We start from the raw sequence: 24,553 nt of genomic DNA, 5'->3' as shown, positions 1-24,553 counted from the left end.
AACTCATCTAGCTGGCTTGCGAGCCTACGTTGCGTAACAACCTTGCGCCACCGACTATCGGGCGCTAACCGCATCATTGCTCATCGGCGCCTGCGGATTCGCTGGACAACCGTCTCACAGCTGTCAGCGACCCAGCGGTAAGGCGTACTTCAACGGCGCGTTTGGCTCTGGCAACTCCATCGTTTGACGACGGGCGGTGATCTATCGAGGTCGTGTTCTGCCGTGCAGCCGGTAACGCTTCGGTCGAGAGGCCTGGTGGCTACCGCAGACGTCCCGAAGTACTTACAGGCCACCCAATACTGTTGCGTAGAGGGCGTGAAAATCCATTGGGAGTGCAGCGTCTTGCCCCGGCGCTGCGTGCGGTGCGGTACCTGTTGCACGAGCAGCTCCGGCGGGCCTTCATAAAAACCCACGTTGTACAGGGGATAGCTGCTGTCGCTGCCGCGGACTTGCCAATCAGGGGGCACCTTGTCCGAAGGCGTTTGCTGGACTTGCAGGGATTGCGGACACGGGCTGCCCGTTGGCGTTGGCGTTGCGTCGGGGCCAGGTGCTGATTGCGCCATGGCGAGAGCCATTGAGCCAGGACCGATGAGCAGGAAGACGATGTGGCGGTGGATGATCATGGTGACGGCTGCGCTCGGTGTAGAGGGGGAGCGTGAGGTAAAAATTGAGCCGAATTGGCCTCTGCCGCTTACTGAACAAGCGCTAGCAGCTATAACTTTATGAGCAAAAACTTGACGAAGTCGTGAACCCACTGCGCTTGCCAGCGGCTCTTCACGATCCCCAAACATCCCACTGCCCCGCGGCTACCTCTTTCGCCCGATTTATCACAAGCCGCCACTGCTGCACGACCACCGCTTGAGGGTGATGGGTGAACTGGTCAGATCGTGTTGCACGGAGCACGATGTCAGGCTCTTGTCGAGCGGTTTGGCGACTATCGCGGCTGTTCGCCCGTACTCACAGCCGACCCAGTAAGGGAGGTCTTGGGGCGTGAGCGGCCAAGTCGACGTCAACGTCTTGCCCCTGCGCTGCTCGCTGTCGGGCGCCAGTATCGCCATCGGATCGGGCGACCCGTAGTAGAACGATACGTTGTTGAGGTAATGCTTGCGCGTGCTGCCAACCGCCTGCCAACCTGGCGGCAGTTCGCCGATGGGCGTTTGCTGTACCTCTATGAACGCAGGGCATGTGCCCTCGTGCGCGACGCTGGGCAAGGCGTGGCCGGTTTGGGCGATGACGCTACCCGTGGCTGCAAATAGCGCAAGAAAAAATATTGAGCTCCAGCGAATTGCCATAGCGACTACTCCACGACAAATAAAGGCGACGGCAAAGTGGAGAGGCGGCGGATGTTCAGCCAGCGCATCGGGTTGTAGCGACCGCGCTCGGATTAGCTGCAGCATGGCTCACCCGCTTGCGGCGATTCATCATTCACGTCGCGCTTCAGGGGCGCGCTGTGCTTTGGCAGGCCCAGCTTTTAACGGTAGGCGGTGACGTATTGAGGTCGTGTTCTGCCGTGCAGCCAGTAACACTTTTGTCCAGCGGCATTGTGGCTACAGCATCGGTGCTGGAGTATTCACATGCCACCCAATACTGTTGAGTAGAGGGTGGGAAGATCCACTGAGAGTGCAGCGTCTTGCCTTTACGGTAGGTGCGGTACGGTACCTTCTGCATGAGCAGCTCAGGGGGACCTTGATAAAACCCAACATTGGAAAGGGGAAAACTCTTGTTGCTGCCGCGCACCTGCCAATCAGGTGGCACCTTGTCCGAAGGCGTTTGCTGGACCTGCAGCGAGCGTGGACACACGCTGGCAGAGGGCGCCAGTGCCGTTTCGGTGGCCTGTGCGCAGGCGGAAAGAGCGCCGAGGGTTATGAGCACGAATGCCAGAGATTCTTTGCATGGCATAACGATTAATCCACAACTGAAAAGGCATCGCCATTGCCGCTGGGATCGACGAACTTACCGGTCTTGTCCTTGCCCAGGAAAGGCAGGACGCGCTTGCGGATTTTGCCGCTGCCGGTCCACTGGTCTACCACGGTGATGCCTGAGGCATCCTGAGAGACATAGAACGCTGCGTGGTTGCCGGTGGGCTTGTTGGGATACTTGCCGTTGACGAAGGTCGCAATGACCGTGCCCTTGGTGAGCAGCAAATTGCCTTTGACAGTAGCTCCTTCTCGCCACAACGAGGTGGCTGGCGCACGGGCGTAGTGCTTGACCAGCGCGACGCACTGATGGGTTCGTACCAGTTTCCCGCCGGCGAGCGACTCCGGGTCCTCATAAACGTACGGCATACATGACTTTCAGATGAGAGGTTGTTCACGCCCCAGCATCTGGGTCGGAAGGCCGCACTGCTTGAGCCGGAGGAGTCTAGAAGCAAAAAACAGAGCGCAAACGTGAGAGGTGCAACCAATTGCGCTCCGAACCTGCCACCCCCGCTACTTCTGCAAATACCGCCCCACCAACGCCTCCTGCGCCGCCGCATCCACACCCAGCACATCCACCAGATACGCCTGCACGCCGCCAAAGTCGTTGTCCACCATGTGCAGCGCCGCATCCAGAAACTCTTCCTGCACTCGCCACAGCACCGACAGAACTTCTTCCGGTACGTGGCTCCCCATGCCCTCAGGCCGGCGGTACAGGGTATTGGTGAGCAGGTAGTCCTGCATGACCACATCGCGCGGCACGCCCAGGCTTAGCAGGATCAGGGCGGCGGCGAAGCCGGTGCGGTCTTTGCCTGCCGTGCAGTGAAAGACGACGGGCGTCGGCTCGCTGCCTGCCAGCAGCAGTTGGAACAGCTCGGCAAAGCGCGGCGCGTTGTCGTGCACGAAGCCGCGGTAGGTGTCCTGCATCAGCACCACGGCGTCTTGCGCGGTGAGTTGGCGGCCTGTGCGCTGCAGCTCCAGCGCGCGCTGCACCACCGTGGGCTCGATCACCAGCGGGTGGTAGGCCACGCCGGGCAGGGCGTAGGCGTAGGCGGCGCTTTCGGCCTGGCCGCGAAAGTCGATGGCACGGGTGACGCCCAGCTGGGCCAGCAGGGCCTGGTCTTGCGGGGTGAGCGCGGCCAGGTGGTCTGACCGGAAGAGGTGGCGCCACTTGACCGCGCGCCCGTCGCGGCCGATGTAGCCGCCCAGGTCGCGGAAGTTGCTGGCGCCCGCGAAGGGGAGGGATCGGGTGGGGCTGGCGGTGGAGTGCGTGGAGGCGGGCTGCTGGGGCATGGCGAGTGCGTGCTTTTGTACGTGGCTATGTACGTGGGGACTTTCGTGGGGTGGCTGGTGGTGGTGCTGGGCCGGCGCCACGGGAGTGACGGGCCGGCACAGGCTCCAAGCCTAGCCCAAATGCGCAGCCCGGGCTGTCACCGCCGTGGGCCACACGGCGGGCCGCTCCCCTCAGCGCGCCGTTACTTGCCCTGCACGTAGGCGTTGCGCGTGGTCACGGCCAGGTCGGGGTAGTTGGCGAACATGCCGTCCATGCCCATGTCCAGGTACTTGCGGAACTCTGCAGCAGCCAGCGTGGCGTCGGCCTGCGCAAAAGTCCAGCCGTGCACCTTCAGGCCTGCGGCGTGGGCCTGGTCGATGAAGGCCTTGGTGACGGGGTAGGTGGTGTTGTTGATGAGCACGCCCACGCCTTCGTTGAAGCTGGCCACGTCTTTCAGCGTGAGCGGCTGCACGCCGGTGGCACCCGTCACGCCCATGCGCACGCTGCCGTCGGCCGCGGTGGTGGCCACGCCCAGCAGGATGAGCGGCATCTTGTTGTTCTGAGCGATCTGCTTGTTGCGCAGGCTGCGCAGCGTGGCGTCGCTGAACGACTGGATGAAGATCTTGCTGGTGCCGTTGTAGCCGTTGGCGTTCAGCGTCTTGAGGATGCCGTCTTCCATGATCGGGTCGGCCTGCTTGGCCTCGGGGTAGATGCCCACTTCGTGGCCCACGGCGCTGCTTTGCTTCTTGGCAAAGTCCACCACCTCTTGAAAGGTGGGCACGGTGAAGGGGCTGGTGGCGCTGGGCACAAAGCCGGGGTAGCTGACCTTGCCTGTGCCGGTGGGCACCACGGTCAGCGTCTTGATTTCTGCGAGGGTGAAATCGGCCACCTTGTAGCCGCCGTTGCGCTGCGCAAAGAGCGTGGCCACGTTGGTGGTGCGGTTCAGGGTGTCGTCGTGGATGGCCACGAGTGCGCCGTCCTTGGTGATCTGCAGGTCGGGCTCGATGAAGTCGGCGCCCATGCGGATGGCCAGTTCGTAGCCGCCCAGCGTGTGCTCGGGCAGGTAGCCGCTGGCGCCGCGGTGCGCGATGACCTGGGGTTGGGCCAGAGCGTCGTCGCTGCCGCCGCAGCCGGTGACGATGAGGGCACAGAGGCAGACGGCTGCCAGGGAGAAGGCTTTCATGGGGGATCGTTCCATTTTGGAAAAGAGGCCGACTCTATCGACGCACCAAGGCAGTCTGGTGACAGGGCCCGGGGGCCTGGCACATGCGGGACAGCCTTACTACCGGGAATGCCATGCGCTCCAATCTTGATGGCGCCGGCAGGAGTTACTTGCATTACTTCGGCAGCGAGGTCACGGCGCCGTCCACGGGTTGCTCGCGGCTGCCCTTGGGGCAGGGCTGGTCGGTGTAGGTGACACGGCCGTCCTGCACGCACTTGCGGGGCTGCGCGGGCAGCGGCTCCGAGGCGCCGCCGCGCGCTGCGCGGGCTTGGCCGGCCTGCTGGCCCGGTGGCAGCGTGTCCGGGCCGGGGCGGGTGATTTTTTTCCACGCCTGGTCGGCCCACGGGCCCGCGTGCGGCAGCCACTGGTCGGCCGTCCACCATGCGGCGGCGGCAGCGGCCAAGAGCAGCGCGAGGGCGATGGACCAGAGGGCTCGTTCGCGGGTACTGCGCATGGGTGGGACCTTCAGGGCTGTGGGCAGGGACGACCCGCGCTGGCACGGGCCGGACGCCGCGAGCTTACGGCAAGACAACGCAAGTGCCCACCTCGCCCCGCTCCACCCGACACGGTCACTGCGGTCACTGCGGCCACTGCCATGGCCCGGGCGCCCGGGTGCGCAGCGCGCCTACCGGGCCGCGGGGCGCCCGTAGCGGGCGGTGAGGGTGGCCTTGCCCAGGCTGTGGGCGTTGACCATATAGCCGGCCAGCGCCGCGGTGGCGTCGGCGGGCAGGTCGAGCCGCGGTACCTTGAGCGCATGCACCGTGAAGATGTAGCGGTGCGGCGCATCGCCCTCGGGCGGGCAGGTGCCGCCCCACGCGGCCACGCCGTAGTCGATGCGCACGTGGCTGGCACCTGCCGGCAGTTGCGCGCCGCCCGCCGCGCCCGCATCGGCACGCAGTTCGGTCACGCTGGCGGGGATGTTCACCACCGACCAGTGCCACCAGCCCGAGCCCGTGGGTGCGTCGGGGTCGTACATGGTGACCGCAAAGCTTTGCGTGCCGGCGGGCGCGCCGCTCCAGCGCAGCGCGGGCGACTGGTTGTCGCCTGCGCAGCCAAAGCCCTTGAACTCGAAGCGCTGGGGCAGCGTGCCGCCCGCGGCGAAGTCGGGGCTGCTGAGGCTGAAGGCCTGGGCGTGGGCGGCTGTGACGGCCAGCGTGCCGGCTGTCAGTGCGAGGCCCAGTGTGGCGATGGTGGTCAGAAGGCGGCGGTGAAGCAATGGACGTTGTTGCATCAAGAAGGCTCCTGCAATAGCGGTGTGGAACAAGGCCTTGATGGTGCTTCGCGCCCTGCTTTGGCGCTGGCCCGGCGGCGTCAATCGCTGTGCGCTGCGCGTCAGGGGGGTCGCGCTCGGTCACACCCCAGGGCGTTCGGGCTGAGCCTGTCGAAGCCTTGCGCGGCGCTTCGACAGGCTCAGCGTGAACGGACCGGGCTTCTTTTTCAGTGCATTTCCAACGGCATCACTTGCACAACCCGTTCGGGCTGAGCCTGTCGAAGCCTTGTGCAGCGCTTCGACGAGCTCAGCGTGAACGGACCGGGCTTCTTTTTCAGTGCATTTCCAACGGCATCACTTGCACAACCCGTTCGGGCTGAGCCTGTCGAAGCCCTGCGCAGCGCTTCGACGAGCTCAGCGTGAACGGTTTGTCGTTTTGTCGTTTGCCCGCAGATCAGAACAGCCCACGCGTCACGGCCGCAGTTGCGATGGCGGGAAGCCGAAGCGTTCGCGGAATGCGGCGCTGAAGCGGCTGTGCGATTCGTACCCGCAGCGGCCGGCGATCTCGGACACCTGCAGCGTGGAGCTTTGCAGCAGCACCAGCGCCGTCTCCAGCCGCACGTCGCGCAGGCACTGGCTCACGGTGTCGCCCTCTTGCGCCAGGCGGCGCTGCAGGGTGCTGGGGCTGATGGCGAAGGCCGCGGCGATGCGCTCGAGCGTCCAGTCGGCCTGGGGGCTCGGGCCCACCAGGCGGCGCACGCGTTCGGCCCAGCCCAGTTCGCCGGGGGGAGCGAAGACGATGCCCAGCTCGGCCAGGAGCAGCAGCACCTCCAGCGCGCGGTGTTCGCGCAGTGCCTGCGAACTGCCGTCGCTCTCCAGCGCGGCTACCGCGCGCATGTAGCTGTCTTCGAACGCCGCATCGGCAGCGATGCCGGCGCAGCCCTGCACCGGTGCCACCGCCGCGAACTGGCCGAACTGCCGGTGGAACTGCGCCACCAGCTCGGGCGCAAAACACAGCAGGCGCGCGACATAGCGGCCTTGCGGCGCCGGGTCGTTGACGACCTCCCACTGCGCGCCGCGCGGCAGTACGAACACCCGCCCGCTCGCGTAGCGGTGCCCGCCGCCGGGCGCGACCAGGTGCTTGGTGCCCGACACCACCCAGCCCACCGAATCCATGCGCACGGTGACGGTGTGGATGCGGTGGTGGACCGTGGTGGCGATCTGCAGGGACAGTGCGGGCTCGCCCATCACATCACTCTTTCCAGGGGTGCGGGTGGGCGGCGATCACCTGTGCGGTCCAGGCTGGTGACGCGATGCGATGCGATGCGATGCGGGCATGCCGACTGCATGCGGTGGCCACCGCGGCGCCGAATGGACGCGAGCGACGCTGAACCAGATGCACACCTCGGCACCTCAAGCCTCGCCGCCTCACCACCACAGGCCTTCACCTCAATACCTCAGCGCGTGCGCTCCCGCGTCACGTTCACATCGATATCGCCGAACACCGTCACGCCGCTGCCGCCCTGCTGCTGCTGCTGGCTCGCGGGGTCGCTGGAGCGCGCGGAGCCTGAGGTGCTGGTGCTGCCGCAGCCACCCAGCGCGCCCACGACCACGACGGCCCCCAGCGTGGTGAGGGCGGCGCGCCAGACGCGGCCTACCCGCGACGTTGTGCGTTCAGCTTGAGGGGTCATCATTCGCCTCCGAGGTGGTTGCCCAGGATGCCCGCCAGCTCGAACATGCCGGCGCTGTCCTTGCCGAACACCGCGCGCAGCTTGTCGTCGGCGACGATGGTGCGCTTGTCCTTGGGGTCCTGCAGGTTGTGGGCCTTGATGTATTCCCACAGCTTCTTCACCGCCTCGGGGCGGGCCACGGGATCGGTGCCGATCACGGCGGCCAGGGCGGCGCTGGGGGCCTTGCCGGCGGCGGCCTTGCGCGGTGCCTTGGCGGCCGCGGTCTTGGTGGCCGGGGCCTTCTTGGCGGCTGCGGGCTTGGCGGTTTTCTTGGCGGCGGCGCCGGGCTTGGCGACCTTGGCCGCGGCGGCCTTGGCGACAGCGCCGGGGCGCGGCGGGAACTTGCTCGGCGCGAACTCGAAGTTGACCTTGCCCGCGTCCTTGTCCCAGGCCAGGTGGGCCTTGAAGGCGCGGCGGGTGCGCATGCTCACGAACTTGTCGAGCAGGTCGGTCTTGCCGGTGTCCAGCAGCTTGGTCATCTGCTCGCGCTCCACGGGCTGCTGCAGGATGATCTTGCCGCTCTTGAAGGTGCAGCTCGGCGTGGGCTGCGCCGCGGTGGGCACGGCCTTGCTGCACACGTAGTTGCTGCCGTGCTCGTGCACTTCCGATCCGCAGATGGGGCAGGGGCCGAGCGAGGCGTCTTCAAACTCCACCAGCTCGCCGGACTCCTCGCCCTTCTTGTCGTCGCCGAAGTCGAATTCGAGCTTGTAGTTGTGCGCCTCGTCGTCGTACTTGATGACGATCTCGGACGTGAAGGGCCAGCCCGCCTTGGAGCGAAAGCCCTCCAGCGGGCCGATCTTCTTGTCGCGCAGCAGCGCGTTGGCCTCGGCCGTCTCGAAGGTGCGGCCCGCGGGCGACTTGCCGAAGCTGAAGCCGCAGCCTTCCGCACCCGGCTTGCCCACGCAGGCAAAGCGGCGGTAGTTCTCCTTCACCGTGCCGCCGCAGTTGGGGCAGGGCGATTCGAGCGTGGCGTAGTCGCCGGGGATGGTGTCGCGGTCGTATTCCTTGGCCTTCTTGACCATGCGCTCGGTCATGGCGGCGATCTCGGCCATGAAGGATTCGCGGCTGAGCTGGCCCTTTTCCATCTGCGAGAGCTTGAACTCCCATTCGCCGGTCAGGTCGGCGCGGCAGAGTTCTTCGACCTCCAGGCCGCGCAGCAGCGTCATGAGCTGGAAGGCCTTGGCCGTGGGGATGATCTCGCGGCCTTCGCGCAGCATGTACTTTTCGGTCAGCAGGCCTTCGATGATGGCCGCGCGCGTGGCTGGCGTGCCCAGGCCCTTTTCCTGCATGGCAGAGCGCAGCTCTTCGTCGTCGATCTGCTTGCCGGCGCTTTCCATGGCGCCCAGCAGCGTGGCTTCGGAGTAGCGTGCGGGGGGCTTGGTCTTGAGGCCCTTGGGGTCGGCGGCCAGGGTGTTCACGCTTTCGCCGGGTTTGACGGGCACGAGATTCTGGCCCTTGTCGCCCTCCTTGCCGCCTTCGACCTCGTCGGCCGCTTCCTTGCCGTAGATGGCCAGCCAGCCCGGCTTGACCAGCACCTTGCCTTCGGTCTTGAAGCTGTGCGGTGCGACGGTGGAAATACGCGTGGTGACGGTGTATTCAGCACTGGGGAAGAACACCGCCATGAAGCGGCGCACGACCAGGTCGTACAGCTTTTGCTCGGCTTCGGACAGGCCGCTCGGTGCCTGCAGCGTGGGGATGATGGCAAAGTGATCGCTGACCTTGCTGTTGTCGAAGATGCGCTTGGACGGGCGCACGTAGTTGTTGTTCAGCGCGGTGAGCGCGTGCGGCGCCAGATGCCGCATGCCGCTGTCGGCCAGCATCTCGAAGGTCTGCTTGGCCACCGGCAGGTAGTCCTCGGGCAGCGCGCGCGAGTCGGTCCGCGGGTAGGTCAGGGCCTTGTGGCGCTCGTACAGGCTTTGCGCCAGCGCCAGCGTGGTCTTGGCCGAGAAGCCGAACTTGCCGTTGGCCTCGCGCTGCAGGCTGGTCAAATCGAACAGCAGGGGCGACGCTTGCGTGGTGGGCTTGCTCTCTTCGGTGACGGTGGCCGGCTTGCCGCGCACGGCGTTGGCAATAGCCGTGGCCTCGGCGGCGGACCAGACGCGGTCCGCGCGCATTTCCACATCCTCGCCCTTCTTCCACTTGGGGTCGAACCACTTGGCGGGGTACTCGCCCGCTTCGGCGCCGAAGGTGGCGTGGATTTCCCAGTAGTCGCGGCTCACGAACTTGCGGATCTTTTCTTCGCGCTCCACCACCAGCGACAGCGTGGGCGTCTGCACACGGCCCACGGTGGTCAGGAAGAACCCGCCGTCGCGCGAGTTGAACGCGGTCATGGCGCGGGTGCCGTTGATGCCCACCAGCCAGTCGGCCTCGCTGCGGCTGCGGGCGGCGCTGGCCAGGCCCGCCATCTGCTGCTCGGTGCGCAGGGCGTCGAAGCCGTCGCGGATGGCCTGCGGCGTCATGGACTGCAGCCACAGGCGCTTGACGGGCTTGCCCAGGGGCTTGGCGCCGCCGGCGTACTGCTCGATCAGGCGGAAGATCAGCTCGCCCTCGCGGCCCGCGTCACAGGCGTTGATGAGTTGCGTGACGTCCTTGCGCTTGGCCTGCTTGACCACCGCGTTCAGGCGCGACTTGGTCTTGTCCACGGGCTTCAAGTCGAAGTACGGCGGGATCACGGGCAGGTGGGCAAAGCTCCACTTGCCGCGCTTGACGTCGAACTCCTCGGGCGCCTGGATCTCGACCAGGTGGCCCACGGCGCTGGTGACCACGTAGCGGTCGTTCTCGAAGTGGTCGTCGTGCTTGTCGAACTTGCCCGCCACGGGCGTGAGGGCGCGCACGATGTCCTGTGCCACGGAGGGTTTCTCTGCAATTACCAGGGTCTTGGTCATTTTTTGGGGGGCTCTTGCCTGTCGTCGTTCGTTCTGCGTTCTGGGGCCAAGCGACCGGGTCCGGCCCGGGCGCTTCTACAATTCGGGTTTCGCGCGCATGTACGTACGCATACATGCACGCGCACGCACACACGTGTGCACTATCAAGTTAACAGAGTTTTTGCCATGCCCCGCTTTGCATCGCCTGCTGCCCCCACCATCGCCCCGGGTCGCCGCATCCAGACCCGGCACTCGGCAGTGCACGGCAACGGCGTGTTTGCCGTGCAGGACATCGCCGAGGGCGAGGTGCTGGTGGAGTACACCGGCGAGGTCATCAGCTGGCAGGAGGCGCAGGACCGCCACCCCCACGACCCGCTGCAACCGAACCACACGTTTTACTTCCATGTGGATGAAGACCGCGTGATCGACGCAAAGTTCGGCGGCAATTCGTCGCGCTGGATCAACCACAGCTGCAACCCCAACTGCTACGCCGACGAACGGGACGGCCGCATTTTCATCACGGCGCTGCGCAATATCAAGGCAGGCGAAGAGCTCAACTACGACTACGGCCTGATCATCGAAGAGCGCTACACCCCCAAGCTCAAGGCCGAATACCCCTGCTGGTGCGGCAACGCCAACTGCCGCGGCACACTGCTGGCGCCCAAGCGCGGCTGGGCACCGCCGGTGCCGCGCAGCCCGGCGAAAGCAGACAAAACAGCCAAGGCGGTGAAAGCAGGCACGAAGGCCAGCCAGGCCGCAGAAGCCGCCAAGCCCGCCAAGCCCATCAAAGCGGCCAAGACCGCAAAGACCCCCCAGACGGCAAAACCCTCCAAGGCCGTGAAGCCGGCCCAGCCCCAGGCGAAGACCGCCCAGGGCCGCCGCGCGTGACCGCGCCCATCCGCTGGCCCGCAGAGGCCGTGTGGGAAGCGGTGTCACCGTTGTTACCCGGTTTTACCGTCGAGGTGCTGCCCAGCATCGATTCGACCAACACCGAGCTGATGCGCCGCGCACGCGCCGGCCAGTGCGACCCCACGCTGCTCGTGGCCGAGCAGCAGACCGCCGGCCGTGGCCGCATGGGGCGGGCCTGGCAGAGCGATATCGGATCGTCTTTGATGATGTCTTTGGGCTTGCCATTGGCGCCGGCCGACTGGTCGGGTTTGTCGCTGGCGGTGGGTGTGAGCGTGGCCGAGAGCCTGCAGCCCGTGCTGCCGTCCGTCGGCGCGGCGCACCCTGCGCGCGTGGGCCTGAAGTGGCCCAACGACTTGTGGCTGGGCGGCGCGGGCGGCGACCGCAAGCTGGGCGGCATCCTGGTCGAGACGGCCAGCTTCGTGTCGCCGCAGGGCGCGGCGCCCGCCGCTGGCGGGCTGCCCCACACCCAGCGCTACCAGCGCTACGTGGTGGTGGGCATCGGCATCAACGTGCTGCCGCGCAGCGGCGACGGCATGAGCATGCCGCCCGGCAGCCTGCAGGACGTGGAGCCGGGCCTGGATGCACCCGCCGCGCTGCTGCGCATCGTGCCGCCGCTGGTGAGCCTGCTGCGCTCGTTCGAAGGCTACGGCTTCGGCCCCATGCAGCCCCGCTTTGCGGCGCGCGACGTGCTGCAAGGCCGCGCGGTGACACTGAGCGACGGCACGGCGGGCACTGCGCACGGCGTGGGCGAGGACGGCGCGCTGCTGGTGCACACGGACGCGGGCATGCAGGCGATCACCAGTTCCGAGATCAGCGTGCGGCCGGTGGCATGAGATTCCCCCTGAGCCGCTTCGCGTCATCCCCCACAGGGGGACGCCACCCCTGGCCCGGCAAAGCCGGCTCCACGGTGGCGCTGGCGGGGGTAGCGCCAGTTTTTACGGTAGGTGCGTTGGACTTACGCTGGTCGGACACCGCGACTGAAAGGACACCATGCTGCGACTTGCCGTGATCGTGCTGCTGCTGGCCAATGCGGGGTACTACGCGTGGTCGCAAGGGCTGCTCAAGAGCTGGGGGCTGGCTCCGGAGGAGCAGGCGGAGCCCCAGCGGATGGACCAGCAGATCCGGCCCGAGACGCTGCAGATACTGCGCGTAAACCCGGGCAAGACGTCCCCGTCGTCCTCCTCCGGTACCTCACCCTCCTCTTCGGCGGCCCCGGCCACCCCCGGCTCTTCGTCCGGCACGGCCACGGCGTCCAGCGATGCTGCCTCTTCGTCTTCCCCTCCCCCCACCCCCACCGAATCCGCCGAATGCCTGCAGGCCGGCGTGTTCGACGAACGCCAGGTCGAGGCGCTGCGCACTGCCGCCGCCAACCTGCCGCAAGGTACCTGGGTGATCGACCCCACGCCCGTGCCGGGCCGCTGGATGGTCTACATGGGCCGCTTCGAAGACCAGGAGACGCTGGACCGCAAGCGCGCCGAGCTGCGCGCCCGCAAGGTGGACCACGACCGCGCGGGCGGCACGCTGGAGCTGGGTTTGTCGCTCGGCCGCTTTGCCTCCAAGGACGCCGCCGAGCGCGAGCTGGCCAACCTGGCCACCAAGGGCGTGCGCACCGCGCGCGTGATCCAGGAGCGGCCGGACACCGCCGGCTTCACCCTGCGCCTGCCGGCAGTGACCGACGCGCTGCGCCCGCAGCTGGAGGTGCTGCGCACGGCCATGGCGGGAAAGACGCTGCGCAACTGCGGCTAGGCCCGTTGCTCGTTGCTCGTTGCTCGTTGCTCGTTGCTCGTTGCTATAAAAAATATAGCTCTTAGCGCTTGCCCAACCAGCGGTAGAGGCTCAAAGCATTCAGATCCTTGAGGCTACGCGCCTTTGCCGGATGCATCGGGGTTGTGCAGAGACAGACCGCGGCGCGCCGCAATCCACCGACATGGCACCCTAGGCAAACACCGCAGGCGATGTGTTGCCTGCCTGCGGCGGTGGACGCGGCAGCCCCCCTCTTCAATCCAGCGTGATCCGCGCAAACCGGCTCACGCGGCGCATCTTCTCCACCTCCTTGCGGATCTGCGCGGCAAACTCGTCGGGCAGGCTGCCGGATGCGAACAGGCCCTGCTCGGCCAGGCGCGCCAGCACGCCGGGGTCTTTGAGCACGGCGGCCACGCCATCGCGCAGCCGGCGCGCCGCGGCGGTCGGCATGCCGGCGGGGGCCACCAGGCCGAACCATGACGGGTCGTTGTTGGAGAACAGGCTCAGCTCGGCGTAGGTGGGCACCTGGGGCAGCACGGCCAGGCGCTGGTTCCACGACACGGCCAGCGCCCGCAGGCGGCCTGCCTGGATGTGCGGCAGCGACGAGGCCACCTGGTCGAAGTACACCGGCACCCGGCCCGCCAGCACCTCGGCCAGCGCGGCCGTGGCGCCGGCCTGGGGCAGGTGGGTCATGCGCACATTGGCGCTGCTCTTGAGCAGTTCGCCCCACATGTGCCCGATGGTGCCGTTGCCCGGCGATGCGTAGGCCAACTGGCCGGGCCGTGCCTTCAGGTGCTGCACGAACTGCGCAAAGTCGCGCACCGGCAGGCCGGGGTGCACCACCAGCACGCCCGGGGCCTTGACGATCTCGGTGATGGGGGTGAAGCCGTCGAGCGCGTTGTACGGCAGCTGTTTGTAGACCGCGGGGTTCACGCCATGCGTGGACAGCGTGGCCACGCCCAGTGTGGTGCCGTCAGGGGCGGCAGCGGCCACCTCGGCCATGCAGGTGGCGCCGCCCGCGCCGGGGCGGTTTTCCACCCCCACCGGCACGCCCAGCCACTGCGACAGCGGCCCCGCCAGCACGCGCGCGGTGATGTCGGTGGCGCCGCCTGCGGCAAAGGGCACGAGCAGCCGCACGGGCTGGCTGGGCCGGGCCTGCGGTGCGCTGCCGGCCGAAGCCGGCTGCCCCTGTGCGTGGGCGAGGCCTTGTAGTGGGCCGCCCAGGCAGGCTGCGGCGGTGGAGATCAGCAGCTTGCGCCGGCTGGTAGTGGTGGGCATCGTGGGGTCCTCGCCTCGCGGCATGTGCTGCGGCCCATTCTGGGCAGGCGATGCCGCGCTGGCTAACGATGTTTGGGCCTCATCACATTCCGCGGTGGAATGTGCGGCTACGGGGCTGGGTGTGCGGCGCGTTGGCGCGATGCCGTGCGATGCAAAGCCCTGCAGTGATGTCCCGTTCAGTTGACAGTCAACGGGCGCCGGGCACGCCGTCAGCCCCCCGCCACCGCGTCCCGCGCCGCAAACCGCACGCTGAAGCACGCGCCGGGCGGGTGGTGGCCGGGGCGCGCGTCTTCCAGCGTGACCTCGGCGCCGTGCTTGCGCGCGATCTCCAGCACGATGGGCAGACCGAGACCCGAGCCGTCGGCCTCGCTGCCCAGGGCCCGGTAGAACGGCTGGAACACCAGTTCGCGCTCGGCCTCGGGCACGCCGGGGCCGGAGTCTTCCACCTGCAGCAGCAGCACGTGGCCGAAGGTGTCGGCCAGCACGCGCGCGGTGACCACGCCGGGCTTGGCGGGTGTGGAGGGCGTGTAGTTGATGGCGTTGTCGAGCAGGTTGCGCACCAGCTCCTTGAGCAGCGTGGGATTGCCATCCAGCAGCACGCCCGGCGAGCCGGGCTCGGCGCCGTCGTAGCCCAGGTCGATGCGCTTGTCGAGCGCGCGGGGCACCGAGTCGCGCACCACCTCGATCACGAGCCGCGCCAGGTCGCAGGGCTGGCGCGCAATCCCCACGCCGCTGCCCTCGGCGCGCGCCAGGGCCAGCAGCTGGTTGACGGTGTGCGTGGCGCGGATGCTGGAGCGCCCGATCTGCTGCAGCGAGCGCTTGAGCTCTTCGGTGCTGGTGCCCTCGCGCTGGGCCAAGTCGGCCTGCATGCGCAGGCCTGCAAGGGGGGTCTTGAGCTGGTGCGCCGCGTCGGCCAGAAAGCGCTTTTGCGTGGCCAGCGAGTCGTTCAGGCGCTGCAGCAGGTCGTTCACCGACGAGACCAGGGGCGCGACTTCGAGCGGTACGGTGCGGTCGTCCAGCGGAGACAAATCGTCAGGGTTGCGCGCGCGGATGCGCTGCTCCAGCTGGTTCAGCGGCTGGATGCCGCGCGCGAGCGCCAGCCACACCAGCAGCACCGCCAGCGGCAGGATGACGAACTGCGGCAGCATCACGCCCTTGATGATTTCGGTGGCCAGCACGCTGCGCTTTTCGCGCGTCTCGGCCACCTGAACCAGGGCCAGGGGCGTGCCTTCGAGCGGCAGGCGCACCCAGATGTAGGCCACGCGGATCTCGATGCCGCGCATCTCGGCATCGCGCAGGCGCACCTCGCCGGACTGGGGGACTTCGTCGCCCGCCGGCTCGGGCAGCTCGCGCTCGCCCGACAGGAACTCGCCGCCCGGCGCGATGACCTGGTAGTAGACGATGTCGGAGTCGTCGGCCCGCAAAATCTCGCTGGCGGGCTGCGGCAGGTTGAACTGCACCTTGCCGCCGGACACCGACACCAGCTGCGCCAGCGCATGGGCGTTGTATTCGAGCGCCCGGTCGAACGGCTTGTTGGCCAGGCCCTGGGCCACGAGCCAGGTGAGCGCCAGGCTGACGGGCCACAGCAGCAGCAGCGGCGTGAGCATCCAGTCGAGGATCTCGCCGAAGAGGGAGCGCTGCTCTCGCTGGAAGATTTTCAAGGTTTCAAGCCTTTTGGGCCGCTACCGCTTGTCCATCAAGCGCCAGCAGCTATCAATTCAGGAGCTAGCCTGGAATTTTCTCGAGGCAGTAGCCCAGGCCGCGCACCGTGGCAATGCGGATGGGCCCGCCTTCGATCTTCTTGCGCAGGCGGTGGATGTAGACCTCGATCGCGTTGTTGCTGACCTCTTCGCCCCATTCGCACAGGCGCTCCACCAGTTGCTCCTTGCTCACCAGCCGGCCGGCGCGCTGCAGCAGCACTTCCAGCAGGCCCAGCTCGCGGGCCGAAAGCTCGATCATCTTGCCGTCGATGGTGGCCACGCGGCCGGCCTGGTCGTACACCAGGGGGCCGTGCTTGATGGCGCTGCTGGTGCCGCCCATGCCGCGGCGCGTGAGGGCCCGCACGCGGGCTTCGAGCTCCTGCAGCGAAAACGGCTTGGCCATGTAGTCGTCGGCGCCGAAGTCCAGGCCCTTCACGCGCTCTTCCACGCTGTCGGCTGCGGTGAGGATGAGCACCGGCAGCGCCGAGCCCCGGCTGCGCAGCTTCTTGAGCACCTCCAGGCCGTGCAACTTGGGCAGGCCCAGGTCCAGGATCAGCAGGTCGAATTCGTTGTTGGTGAGCAGGGCGGCGTCGGCCTCGGTGCCGCTGGCCACGTGGTCCACCACGGCGCCCGATCCCCGCAGCGTGCGCAGCAGCCCGTCGGCGAGCACCTGGTCGTCTTCGGCAATGAGGATGCGCATGCGGGTGTCTCCTGGTGGATGGCTGCGGTCTGGCGCCGCGCCTGCTGCCGATTCTAGGCGGCGCGGGCGCAGCGGCAGGCCACTGGCGCAAACCGGTTCACACCTGCCGACCGGGCGGGCAGGCGCAGACCGCCCGGTGTCTGCGCTGCCTGTGGGGCGTGTACAACCACCGCCGCCGCCGTCGTTGCCGTCGTCAGCGCGGGTCGTGCGCCAGCAGCTTGTGCACCAGGGTCTTCAGGTCGGCCTGCAGCCGTGCCATGCCTTCCGGGTTCTGGGCGAGCGTGCGCTCGTCCATGTAGAGCTTGCGGTTGATCTCGACCTGGATGCTGTGGCGGTTCTGCGCGGGGTTGCCGTAGCGGCGCACCAGCTCCACGCCCTTGTAGGGGTGGTTGTATTCCACGCTGTAGCCGCACGCGCGCAGGTGGTCGCAGATCAGTGCGGACAGCGCCGGGCTGGCGGTGGTGCCGTCGCGGTCGCCGACCACGAAGTCGGCATGCTCCAGGCCCGGGAACTCGGTCGCAAAGCGGCCGGCCACGGCGGGCATCGAATGGCAGTTGAGGTGGATGCTGTAGCCGTGGCGCGCATGGGCGGCCTGGATGGCCTGCGCCACGGCAGCGTGGTAGGGGCGCCAGCAGCGGTCGATGCGCGCACGCACTTCATCGACGGTGAGCAGGCGGTTGTAGATGGGCTCACCCTCGTCGGTGAACTTCCACACCAGGCCCTTGCCCAGGCGCACCTTGCTGAGCACCTGCGGGTCGGTGGAGATGGGGTCGGTCCATGGGCCGTCGAGCAGCGACGTGTCGAGCTCGGTGGTGTCGCGGTTGGCATCGAGGTAGATGCGCGGAAAGTGCGCTTCGATCCAGGCCACGCCCAGGGCCGGGGCAAAGGCGTAGATCTTCTCGACGTGCGTGTCCTCGGCGCGGCGCAGCGTGGGCAGGTCGCACGCCGAGCCGAAGTCGACCGGGTACTGGGTGCCGCTGTGCGGCGAGTCGAGCACCAGCGGCGTGCTGCCGGGCACGGCGGTCACCATGGCGGCAGCGGTAGCTGTGGCAGGAGCGGGCGATGTGTGCCCGGGCGAACCGCTCAGGCCGGGCTGGGCCTGCTGGAATCGGTGGTGGATGAGTTTCAAGGCTGCATGCATAGGCAGAGTGTGCGCAAATGGGGGCGGCTGGCCTAGCCTCCCAGACCGGAATAGGGCCATGGTTATCCCTCAGGCGCCATGGCATCCGGCTAACGGCCGGGCAGGGACGGCACCCTGCCCAGGTGGGGGCCTTGCACCTGCGGAACAAGGCCTCCCGGGGGTATCAGTTCAGGGCGAGTCAGTCCAGCGCGATCTTGGCGTATGCGGCCACGCGCTTCATCTTGTCGATCTCGCGTCCGATCTGCGCGGTGAAGTCCTTGGACGTGGTGCCCGAGGGGTACAGCCCCTGGCCGGCCAGGCGCTCGCGCACCGCGGGCTCCTTCAAGGCCTGGGCGACGGCCTGCTGGATGCGTTCGACCGCAGCGGGCGGTGTGCCGGCAGGTGCCACCAGGCCGAACCACGAGGGCTCGTTGGCCTGCTTGAAGCCCAGCTCGGCATAGGTGGGTACGTCGGGCAGCACGTCCAGGCGCTCGGGCCACGACACGGCCAGGGCCTTGAGCTTGCCGGACTTGATGTGCGGCAGCGACGAGGCCACCTGGTCGAAGTACACCGCCACCTGGCCGGCCAGCACGTCGTTGACGGCCGGTCCTGCACCACGGTAGGGGATGTGCACCATGGCGGTGCCGGTGCTGCTCTTGAACAGCTCGCCCCACATGTGGCCAATGGTGCCGTTGCCGGGGGTGGCGTACGAGATCTTGCCGGGGTTGGCCTTGAGGTACTTGACCAGGTCGGCGAAGTCCTTGACGGGCAGCACCGTGGGGTTGATCACGATCACGCCCGGGGCCTTCACGATCTCGGTCACGCCCACGAAATCCTTGGTGGGGTTGTAGGGCAGCTTGCTGAAGACCGCCGGGTTCACGCCGTGCGTGGACAGGGTCGCCACGCCGATGGTGAGGCCGTCGGCCGGGGCACGCGCCACTTCGGACATGCCGATGGAGCCACCCGCGCCGCCGCGGTTGTCCAGCACCACGGGCTGCTTGAGGATGCGGGCCAGCGACTCCTGCAGGCTGCGGGCCGTGATGTCGGTGGCGCCCCCGGGCGGGAAGGGCACGACGATGCGCAGGGGCTTGCCCTCTTGCCCCATAGACATTCCAGGAACGAAAGATACGGCAGCCAGAGCGGACAGCAGGTGACGGCGTTGCATGTGGGGTTCTCCTATGAAGAATCTGAAGGTTAAATGAACTGGTGAGCCCTACCAAGCAATGGATATGCCTGATAACATTCCTGAATGGAATGATGTGAGAACTTACGATGTCCTCCCTGCGCCGCCTTTCACCGCCCCTGCACCTGCTGCGGGCGTTTTCGACCGTCACGCGGTTCGGCGGGGTCTCGCGCGCCGCCGAGGCCCTGCACCTCACGCAGAGCGCAGTGAGCAAGCAGATCAAGGAGCTGGAGGGCTGGGTGGGCGTGGCGCTGTTCGAGCGCAACCGCAAGCGCCTGTCGCTGACCCCGGCGGGCGAGCGCTACGAAAAAGCCGTGCGCGCGGTGCTGGCGCAGCTCGAGGCCGCCACGCTGGAGCTGATCACCAGCGATGACGGCGGCGGTGCGCTGCACCTGTCCAGCCTGCCCACGTTCGGTGCCAAGTGGCTCATCCCGCGCCTGCCGCAGTTTCAGCAGCAGCACCCGCAGGTCACGCTGCACTTCGTGCCCTATGTGCACAGCTACGACTTCGAGCGGCCCGAGCTCGACTGCTCCATCCTGTTCGGCGAAGGCCACTGGCCCGGCGCCCATGCCCACTACCTGACCGGCAACGACGTCGCACTGATCGCCCCGCGCACCCGCGTGGCCGACTGGCCGCTCAACAGCCCCCGCGACGTGGCCCAGCACACGCTGCTGCGCCACGTGACGGTGCCCGATGCCTGGCTGCGCTGGAGCGAAACGCACCAGGTGGCGGGCCTCATCGACCCGCTGGCCGGGCCGCAGTTCGACCAGTTCCAGACCATGATCCGCGCGGTGATGGCCGGCATGGGGCTGGCGCTGGTGCCGCGCTGCCTGGTGCAGGACGAGATCACCGCGGGGCTGGTGCGCGAGCCCTTGGCGGACCAGCCCCTGCGCGGCGGCTACCTGAGCGACATGGGCTACTGGTTTTGCTACCCCGAGGGCCGCACGCAGCTGCATGCGCTGCAGTGCTTTCTGCAGTGGCTGCTGGTGTGCGCCGAGCCTCCGGGCGCAACGCCCGCGGTGCCTGCGGCGCAGGGCGCGGGCACGGGTGCATTGCCGGTGCCTTGAGCAGCGCAGCGGTGCATGGGCCCCGGCAGCCATGCGCGGGGCGGACCTGGTCGCGTTGCACGGGGTCAGGTGGGCTCTGCGGGGACGCGTGGTCAGCGGCGCGGCTCACTCGCGGCGGCCGGCGGCCAGCCACTGCGCATCGCCGCCCGCATACGCTTCCAGCCCGATGGCCACCACCGTGGCCACGTCAGGGCCCACCTCGGCACGGAACTCGGCCTCGGCCTGGGTGACGGCGTCGCGAAAGGCCTGCACCCAGGCCAGGCCGGTGGCCGTGAAGCGCACGCGCCGGGCGCGGGCGTCCAGCGGGTCGGCCTCGCGCGTGACCAGGCCCCAGGCTTCGCACTGGTCCACCAGGTTGGCCATGGCCTGCTTGGTCATGCCGGCACGCTGGGCCAGGTCGGTCAGCCGGTCGCCCTGGAGCGCCAGGTGGCGGGTGATGTGCACATGCGCGGCCGTCACCTGGTCGCGCGCCGCCAGGTTGGACAGCGCCAGCGGCACCTCCACGTTGTGCGCCATGAGTTGCAGCACCCGGGCATCGAAGCGGCGCATCGCATGGCCCAGCAGCCGGCCCAGGTGGGTCTGGCGCCAGCCGTCGTCCACGCGGGGCCAGGCAGCCCCTGGCGGGGGGTGGGCAGTGGGGCTAGACGGGGAGTTTTCGGCCATGCCGGATTGTCAGGCAAACTGACCAAATACTGCTTGGTTTTGGCGAAACAGGTCGCATAAACTACTGTTCAAGCATCCAGCCTGTGGTTAACCGCAGAGGACGCACACACATCCAACCTGTTGTTTTTCCTAGGAGTTTCTCATGGACGTCGCAGTCAAAGGCACCAACCCCGCAAACACCGAAAAGGCCAAGGCGCTGGCCGCCGCGCTCGCCCAGATCGAGAAGCAGTTTGGCAAGGGCACGATCATGCGCCTGGGCGAAGGCGAGGTGATCGAAGACATCCAGGTGGTGTCCACCGGCTCGCTGGGCCTGGACGTGGCCCTGGGCGTGGGCGGCCTGCCCCGCGGCCGGGTGGTCGAGATCTACGGCCCGGAATCGTCGGGCAAGACCACGCTCACGCTGCAGGTCATCTCCGAGATGCAAAAGCAGGGCGGCACCTGCGCCTTCGTCGACGCCGAGCACGCGCTGGACATCCAGTACGCCCAGAAGCTGGGTGTGCACGTGCCCGACCTGCTCATCAGCCAGCCCGACACCGGCGAGCAGGCCCTGGAAATCGTGGACAGCCTGGTGCGCTCCGGCGCCGTGGACCTGATCGTCATCGACTCGGTCGCGGCCCTCACGCCCAAGGCCGAAATCGAAGGCGAAATGGGCGACTCGCTGCCCGGCCTGCAGGCCCGCCTGATGAGCCAGGCGCTGCGCAAGCTCACGGCCACGATCAAGAAGACCAACTGCATGGTCATCTTCATCAACCAGATCCGCATGAAGATCGGCGTGATGTTCGGCAGCCCCGAAACCACCACCGGCGGCAATGCGCTCAAGTTCTACGCCTCGGTGCGCCTGGACATCCGCCGCACCGGCACCATCAAGAAGGGCGACGAAGCCATCGGCAACGAAACCAAGGTCAAGGTGGTCAAGAACAAGGTGAGCCCGCCCTTCAAGACGGCCGAGTTCGACATCCTGTTCGGCGAAGGCATCAGCCGCGAGGGCGAGATCATCGACATGGGCGTGACGGCCAAGATCGTGGAGAAGTCGGGCGCCTGGTATGCCTACAACGGCGAGAAGATCGGCCAGGGCCGCGACAACGCCCGCGAGTTCCTGCGCGAAAACCCCGACCTCGCCCGCGAGATCGAGAACAAGGTGCGTGAAGGCCTGGGCGTGGCACTGCAGGCAGCCGCCGTGACCAAGGCCGCGGCCGCCACCGAGGAGTGAGCGTCCGTTATTGATGAAAATAGCCCGCTACCGCTTGATTGACAAGCGGTAGCTGCTATGAATTTGATAACAACGACCATCCGCCATGGGCTTCACGACTTTGTCGCTCAAGGGCCGGGCGCTGCGGCTGCTGAGCCAGCGCGAGCACTCCCGCGCTGAACTGCAGCGCAAGCTCGCGCCCCATGTGCAGGAGGGCGAGGACCTGGCCGCCCTGCTGGACGACCTGGAGGCCCGCGATTTCATCAGCGAAACCCGGGTGGTGGAGTCGGTGCTGCACCAGCGCGCAAGCCGCCTGGGCGCCAACCGCATCCGCCAGGAACTGCAGGCCAAGGGGATCGACCCCGACACGGCGCAACAAGCGCTCACCCGGCTGAAAGACACCGAATGGGCCCGCGCGCACGCCGTGTGGCAGCGCAAATTCGGCGCGGTGGCCGAAGACCCCCAGCAGCGCGCAAAGCAGGTGCGCTTTCTGGTGACACGCGGATTCTCCAGCGAGATCACCTGGCGTGTGGTGCGCGGCGAGGCGCCGCAGGCTTGAGTTGAGGCCGCCAGCACCGGGCGGCTCCAGCGCAGCCCCCCCTCCTCAGAGCCCCAGCATCAACTTGAGGTTTTGCACCGCGGCACCGCTGGCGCCCTTGCCCAGGTTGTCCAGGCGGGCGATCAGCACGGCGTGGCGGTGCTCTTCATTGGCGAACACCCGCAGTTCCAGCTTGTTGGTGTCGTTGAGCGCGGTGGCATCGAGCTTGCCGTCCGCGGTGGGCGGCAGCACGCTGACCCACTGCTCGGGCGTGTTGCTTTTTGCGTAGTGGGCGGCCAGTGCGTCGTGCAGGTCGGCGGCCTTGGGCGCGCCCGGCAGCAGGTCGAGGTGCAGGGGCAGTTGCACCAGCATGCCCTGGCGGAAGTTGCCCACCGACGGCACGAAGATCGGCCGGCGCGTGAGGCCGGTGTAGCGCATGATTTCGGGCAGGTGCTTGTGCTGCAGCGTGAGCGCATAGGTCTCGAACAGCGGCGCGGTGCCCGCCTCGTACGCCTCGATCATGGTGCGGCCGCCGCCCGAATATCCGCTGACCGACGGCAGGGCCAGGGGGAAGTCCTGGGGCACCAGGCCGGCGTCCACCAGCGGGCGCAGCAGCGCAATGGCGCCGGTGGCGTAGCAGCCGGGGTTGGACACGCGGTCGGCCGCGGCCACGGCCTCGGGCTGCCCTGCAGCCAGTTCCGGAAAACCGAACACCCAGCCCGGCGCCGTGCGGTGCGCGGTGCTCGCGTCGATGATCTTGATCGCGCGGCCGGTGCTCTGCGTGATGCCGTCGACCATGGCCACGGTCTCGCGGGCGGCGTCGTCGTGCAGGCACAGCACCACCAGGTCCACGCCAGCGATCAGGTCGCGCTTGGCAGCCGGGTCCTTGCGCAGCTCGGGCGCAATGCTGACCAGCTCGACCTGCGGCATGGCCTGCAGCCGCTCACGGATCTGCAAGCCCGTGGTGCCGGCTTCGCCATCGATAAAGACTCTGGACATGGAGTGACTCCTGCAAGAAAGCAGCCGCTGGGCCGCCGAAGAAAACAAGGGTGAGTTGCCCGTGGCGAAGCCATGGGGGCCGTCAGGTCTGCACAAGGATGGTGCGTCGCAACATGATACAGTCGCCGGTTGCCATGTCCCAAGCCCGCGGCCAGACAACTGTTCATGGTAAACGGGTAACTATCACCCTTCCCTGAGAGAGACCTCATGAAGATTCACGAATACCAAGGCAAGGAAATCTTGCGCAATTTTGGTGTGCCCGTTCCGCGTGGCATTCCCGCATTCACGGTGCAAGAAGCCGTCGAAGCAGCCCAGAAGCTCGGCGGCCCCGTGTGGGTGGTCAAGGCCCAGATCCACGCCGGTGGCCGTGGCAAGGGCGGCGGCGTGAAGGTTGCCAAGACCATTGACGACGTCAAGCGCATCGCTGGCGAGATCCTGGGCATGCAGCTCAAGACCCATCAGACCGGCCCCGAAGGCCAGAAGGTCCGCCGCCTGTACATCGAAGACGGCGCCGACATCAAGAACGAACTGTACGTGTCCCTGGTCACCGACCGCGCCACGCAGAAGGTCGCCCTGATCGCGTCGAGCGAAGGCGGCATGGACATCGAGGAAGTGGCCCACTCCACCCCCGAGAAGATCATCACCGAGATGATCGATCCGATTGCCGGCATCACCACCGAGCAAAGCAAGAAGGTCGCAGCCGCCATCGGCCTGACCGGTGCCTCCATCGACCAGGCCGTAGACATCTTCGCCAAGATCTACAAGTGCTACATGGAAACCGATGCGTCGCTGGTGGAAATCAACCCGCTGAACTGCGACTCCAAGGGCAACCTGATGGCCCTGGACGCGAAGTTCAACTTCGACGCCAACGCGCTGTTCCGCCACCCCGAAATCGTGGCCTTCCGTGACCTGGACGAAGAAGATCCGGCCGAAGTGGAAGCCTCCAAGTTCGACCTGGCCTACATCAGCCTCGACGGCAACATCGGCTGCCTGGTGAACGGCGCCGGCCTGGCCATGGCCACCATGGACACCATCAAGCTGTTCGGCGGCGAGCCGGCCAACTTCCTGGACGTGGGCGGTGGTGCCACCCCCGAGAAGGTCACCGAAGCCTTCAAGATCATGCTCAAGAACCCCAAGGTCGAAGGCATTCTGGTCAACATCTTCGGCGCCGGCCCGTTCACGGCCCGGGAGGCCGTGTTCACCCCGGTGGGCATTGGGGCGCACGTCAAGATGCCGCCGCCGTTGGTGG

At 67.3% G+C, this 24,553-nt stretch carries 25 protein-coding genes; 7 read left to right on the top strand and 18 right to left on the bottom strand.

The features are described from left to right. Nucleotides 1-149: 149 nt before the first annotated feature. The 11 genes from ACIGHN_RS19575 to ACIGHN_RS19525 all read right to left on the bottom strand — a co-directional run bounded on the left by ACIGHN_RS19575 (nucleotide 150) and on the right by ACIGHN_RS19525 (nucleotide 10,236). Nucleotides 150-623 (bottom strand): STY0301 family protein, encoded by a 474-nt coding sequence (locus tag ACIGHN_RS19575; RefSeq protein ID WP_396505647.1) that lies wholly within the window; start codon nucleotides 621-623, stop codon nucleotides 150-152. A gap of 204 nt (nucleotides 624-827) precedes the next feature. Beyond that, nucleotides 828-1,292, bottom strand: coding sequence for an STY0301 family protein (locus tag ACIGHN_RS19570; protein ID WP_396505646.1), 465 nt, complete (start codon nucleotides 1,290-1,292; stop codon nucleotides 828-830). Nucleotides 1,293-1,437: 145 nt separating this feature from the next. Continuing rightward, nucleotides 1,438-1,872 (bottom strand): STY0301 family protein, encoded by a 435-nt coding sequence (locus tag ACIGHN_RS19565; RefSeq protein ID WP_396505645.1) that lies wholly within the window; start codon nucleotides 1,870-1,872, stop codon nucleotides 1,438-1,440. 32 nt (nucleotides 1,873-1,904) lie between these two features. After that, complete coding sequence (locus tag ACIGHN_RS19560) at nucleotides 1,905-2,285, bottom strand: BPSL0067 family protein (RefSeq protein WP_396505644.1); 381 nt, start codon at nucleotides 2,283-2,285, stop codon at nucleotides 1,905-1,907. A gap of 144 nt (nucleotides 2,286-2,429) precedes the next feature. After that, nucleotides 2,430-3,209 carry a tyrosine-protein phosphatase gene (locus ACIGHN_RS19555; protein WP_396505643.1) on the bottom strand — a complete coding sequence of 260 codons (780 nt, stop codon included), beginning with the start codon at nucleotides 3,207-3,209 and terminating at the stop codon, nucleotides 2,430-2,432. A gap of 182 nt (nucleotides 3,210-3,391) precedes the next feature. Continuing rightward, nucleotides 3,392-4,372: a glycerophosphodiester phosphodiesterase family protein gene (locus ACIGHN_RS19550; RefSeq protein ID WP_396505642.1), complete on the bottom strand. Its 981-nt coding sequence runs from the start codon at nucleotides 4,370-4,372 to the stop codon at nucleotides 3,392-3,394. A gap of 154 nt (nucleotides 4,373-4,526) precedes the next feature. Next, the gene (locus tag ACIGHN_RS19545) at nucleotides 4,527-4,865 is read right to left on the bottom strand and encodes a DUF4124 domain-containing protein (protein WP_396505641.1); all 339 of its coding nucleotides are present in this window, start codon (nucleotides 4,863-4,865) and stop codon (nucleotides 4,527-4,529) included. A gap of 171 nt (nucleotides 4,866-5,036) precedes the next feature. Then, on the bottom strand, nucleotides 5,037-5,642 hold the full coding sequence (locus ACIGHN_RS19540; RefSeq protein ID WP_396505640.1) for a YbhB/YbcL family Raf kinase inhibitor-like protein: 606 nt from the start codon (nucleotides 5,640-5,642) through the stop codon (nucleotides 5,037-5,039). Nucleotides 5,643-6,092: 450 nt separating this feature from the next. After that, nucleotides 6,093-6,869 carry a helix-turn-helix transcriptional regulator gene (locus ACIGHN_RS19535; protein ID WP_396505639.1) on the bottom strand — a complete coding sequence of 259 codons (777 nt, stop codon included), beginning with the start codon at nucleotides 6,867-6,869 and terminating at the stop codon, nucleotides 6,093-6,095. A 209-nt stretch (nucleotides 6,870-7,078) separates the two neighbouring features. Further along, nucleotides 7,079-7,312, bottom strand: coding sequence for a hypothetical protein (locus tag ACIGHN_RS19530; protein WP_396505638.1), 234 nt, complete (start codon nucleotides 7,310-7,312; stop codon nucleotides 7,079-7,081). Further along, the gene (locus ACIGHN_RS19525; protein ID WP_396505637.1) at nucleotides 7,312-10,236 is read right to left on the bottom strand and encodes a DNA topoisomerase III; all 2,925 of its coding nucleotides are present in this window, start codon (nucleotides 10,234-10,236) and stop codon (nucleotides 7,312-7,314) included. The genes ACIGHN_RS19530 and ACIGHN_RS19525 overlap by 1 nt, the downstream gene beginning before the upstream one ends. A 165-nt stretch (nucleotides 10,237-10,401) precedes the next feature. Between ACIGHN_RS19525 and ACIGHN_RS19520 the strand changes: the two genes are divergently transcribed. The 3 genes from ACIGHN_RS19520 (at nucleotide 10,402) to ACIGHN_RS19510 (ending at nucleotide 12,870) form a co-directional block, all read left to right on the top strand. Continuing rightward, nucleotides 10,402-11,103: an SET domain-containing protein-lysine N-methyltransferase gene (locus ACIGHN_RS19520; RefSeq protein WP_396505636.1), complete on the top strand. Its 702-nt coding sequence runs from the start codon at nucleotides 10,402-10,404 to the stop codon at nucleotides 11,101-11,103. Next, on the top strand, nucleotides 11,100-11,957 hold the full coding sequence (locus tag ACIGHN_RS19515; RefSeq protein ID WP_056171154.1) for a biotin--[acetyl-CoA-carboxylase] ligase: 858 nt from the start codon (nucleotides 11,100-11,102) through the stop codon (nucleotides 11,955-11,957). Before ACIGHN_RS19520 ends, ACIGHN_RS19515 begins: the two co-directional genes overlap by 4 nt. Nucleotides 11,958-12,114: 157 nt before the next feature. Next, nucleotides 12,115-12,870, top strand: coding sequence for an SPOR domain-containing protein (locus ACIGHN_RS19510; protein ID WP_396505635.1), 756 nt, complete (start codon nucleotides 12,115-12,117; stop codon nucleotides 12,868-12,870). A 252-nt stretch (nucleotides 12,871-13,122) separates the two neighbouring features. On the opposite strand, the gene ACIGHN_RS19505 is transcribed toward ACIGHN_RS19510, so the two are convergent. From ACIGHN_RS19505 to ACIGHN_RS19485, 5 genes are all read right to left on the bottom strand, one after another. After that, nucleotides 13,123-14,145 (bottom strand): tripartite tricarboxylate transporter substrate-binding protein, encoded by a 1,023-nt coding sequence (locus ACIGHN_RS19505; RefSeq protein WP_396505634.1) that lies wholly within the window; start codon nucleotides 14,143-14,145, stop codon nucleotides 13,123-13,125. A gap of 209 nt (nucleotides 14,146-14,354) precedes the next feature. Continuing rightward, on the bottom strand, nucleotides 14,355-15,806 hold the full coding sequence (locus ACIGHN_RS19500) for a sensor histidine kinase (RefSeq protein WP_056171161.1): 1,452 nt from the start codon (nucleotides 15,804-15,806) through the stop codon (nucleotides 14,355-14,357). Between the two features lie 64 nt (nucleotides 15,807-15,870). Then, the gene (locus tag ACIGHN_RS19495; RefSeq protein ID WP_056171164.1) at nucleotides 15,871-16,545 is read right to left on the bottom strand and encodes a response regulator transcription factor; all 675 of its coding nucleotides are present in this window, start codon (nucleotides 16,543-16,545) and stop codon (nucleotides 15,871-15,873) included. A 193-nt stretch (nucleotides 16,546-16,738) separates the two neighbouring features. Next, the gene (locus tag ACIGHN_RS19490; RefSeq protein WP_396505633.1) at nucleotides 16,739-17,686 is read right to left on the bottom strand and encodes an N-formylglutamate amidohydrolase; all 948 of its coding nucleotides are present in this window, start codon (nucleotides 17,684-17,686) and stop codon (nucleotides 16,739-16,741) included. Nucleotides 17,687-17,864: 178 nt separating this feature from the next. Then, a complete protein-coding gene (locus tag ACIGHN_RS19485) occupies nucleotides 17,865-18,830 on the bottom strand; it encodes a tripartite tricarboxylate transporter substrate binding protein BugE (RefSeq protein ID WP_396505632.1) in 966 nt (321 codons plus the stop codon). 107 nt (nucleotides 18,831-18,937) lie between these two features. Here ACIGHN_RS19485 and ACIGHN_RS19480 point away from each other — a divergent pair, with 107 nt between their 5' ends. Next, nucleotides 18,938-19,915: a LysR substrate-binding domain-containing protein gene (locus tag ACIGHN_RS19480; protein ID WP_396505631.1), complete on the top strand. Its 978-nt coding sequence runs from the start codon at nucleotides 18,938-18,940 to the stop codon at nucleotides 19,913-19,915. A gap of 105 nt (nucleotides 19,916-20,020) precedes the next feature. Here ACIGHN_RS19480 and ACIGHN_RS19475 read toward each other — a convergent pair whose 3' ends face one another. Further along, the gene (locus tag ACIGHN_RS19475; RefSeq protein ID WP_396505630.1) at nucleotides 20,021-20,578 is read right to left on the bottom strand and encodes a MarR family winged helix-turn-helix transcriptional regulator; all 558 of its coding nucleotides are present in this window, start codon (nucleotides 20,576-20,578) and stop codon (nucleotides 20,021-20,023) included. Nucleotides 20,579-20,720: 142 nt separating this feature from the next. Here ACIGHN_RS19475 and recA point away from each other — a divergent pair, with 142 nt between their 5' ends. Together recA and recX are read left to right on the top strand one after the other, a co-directional pair. After that, nucleotides 20,721-21,788: a recombinase RecA gene (gene recA, locus ACIGHN_RS19470; RefSeq protein ID WP_056411202.1), complete on the top strand. Its 1,068-nt coding sequence runs from the start codon at nucleotides 20,721-20,723 to the stop codon at nucleotides 21,786-21,788. An 85-nt stretch (nucleotides 21,789-21,873) separates the two neighbouring features. Next, entirely contained in the window at nucleotides 21,874-22,326 is a 453-nt protein-coding gene (gene recX / locus ACIGHN_RS19465) for a recombination regulator RecX (protein ID WP_056411201.1), read from the top strand. Nucleotides 22,327-22,371: 45 nt separating this feature from the next. Here the strand turns inward: recX and argC are convergent, their stop codons facing one another. Then, a complete protein-coding gene (argC, locus tag ACIGHN_RS19460; RefSeq protein WP_056171188.1) occupies nucleotides 22,372-23,304 on the bottom strand; it encodes an N-acetyl-gamma-glutamyl-phosphate reductase in 933 nt (310 codons plus the stop codon). A gap of 207 nt (nucleotides 23,305-23,511) precedes the next feature. On the opposite strand from argC, the gene sucC reads away from it, so the two are divergent. Then, nucleotides 23,512-24,553 (top strand): ADP-forming succinate--CoA ligase subunit beta (sucC, locus tag ACIGHN_RS19455; RefSeq protein ID WP_396505629.1); only part of this gene is annotated, 1,042 nt, incomplete at its 3' end.

Origin of the sequence: Acidovorax sp. NPDC077693, assembly GCF_044542805.1 — a bacterium.
In the GTDB taxonomy this organism is placed as follows: domain Bacteria; phylum Pseudomonadota; class Gammaproteobacteria; order Burkholderiales; family Burkholderiaceae_C; genus Acidovorax.
The sequence above is the reverse complement of the archived record's forward strand: the minus strand, read 5'-3'. Positions and strand labels throughout refer to the sequence as shown.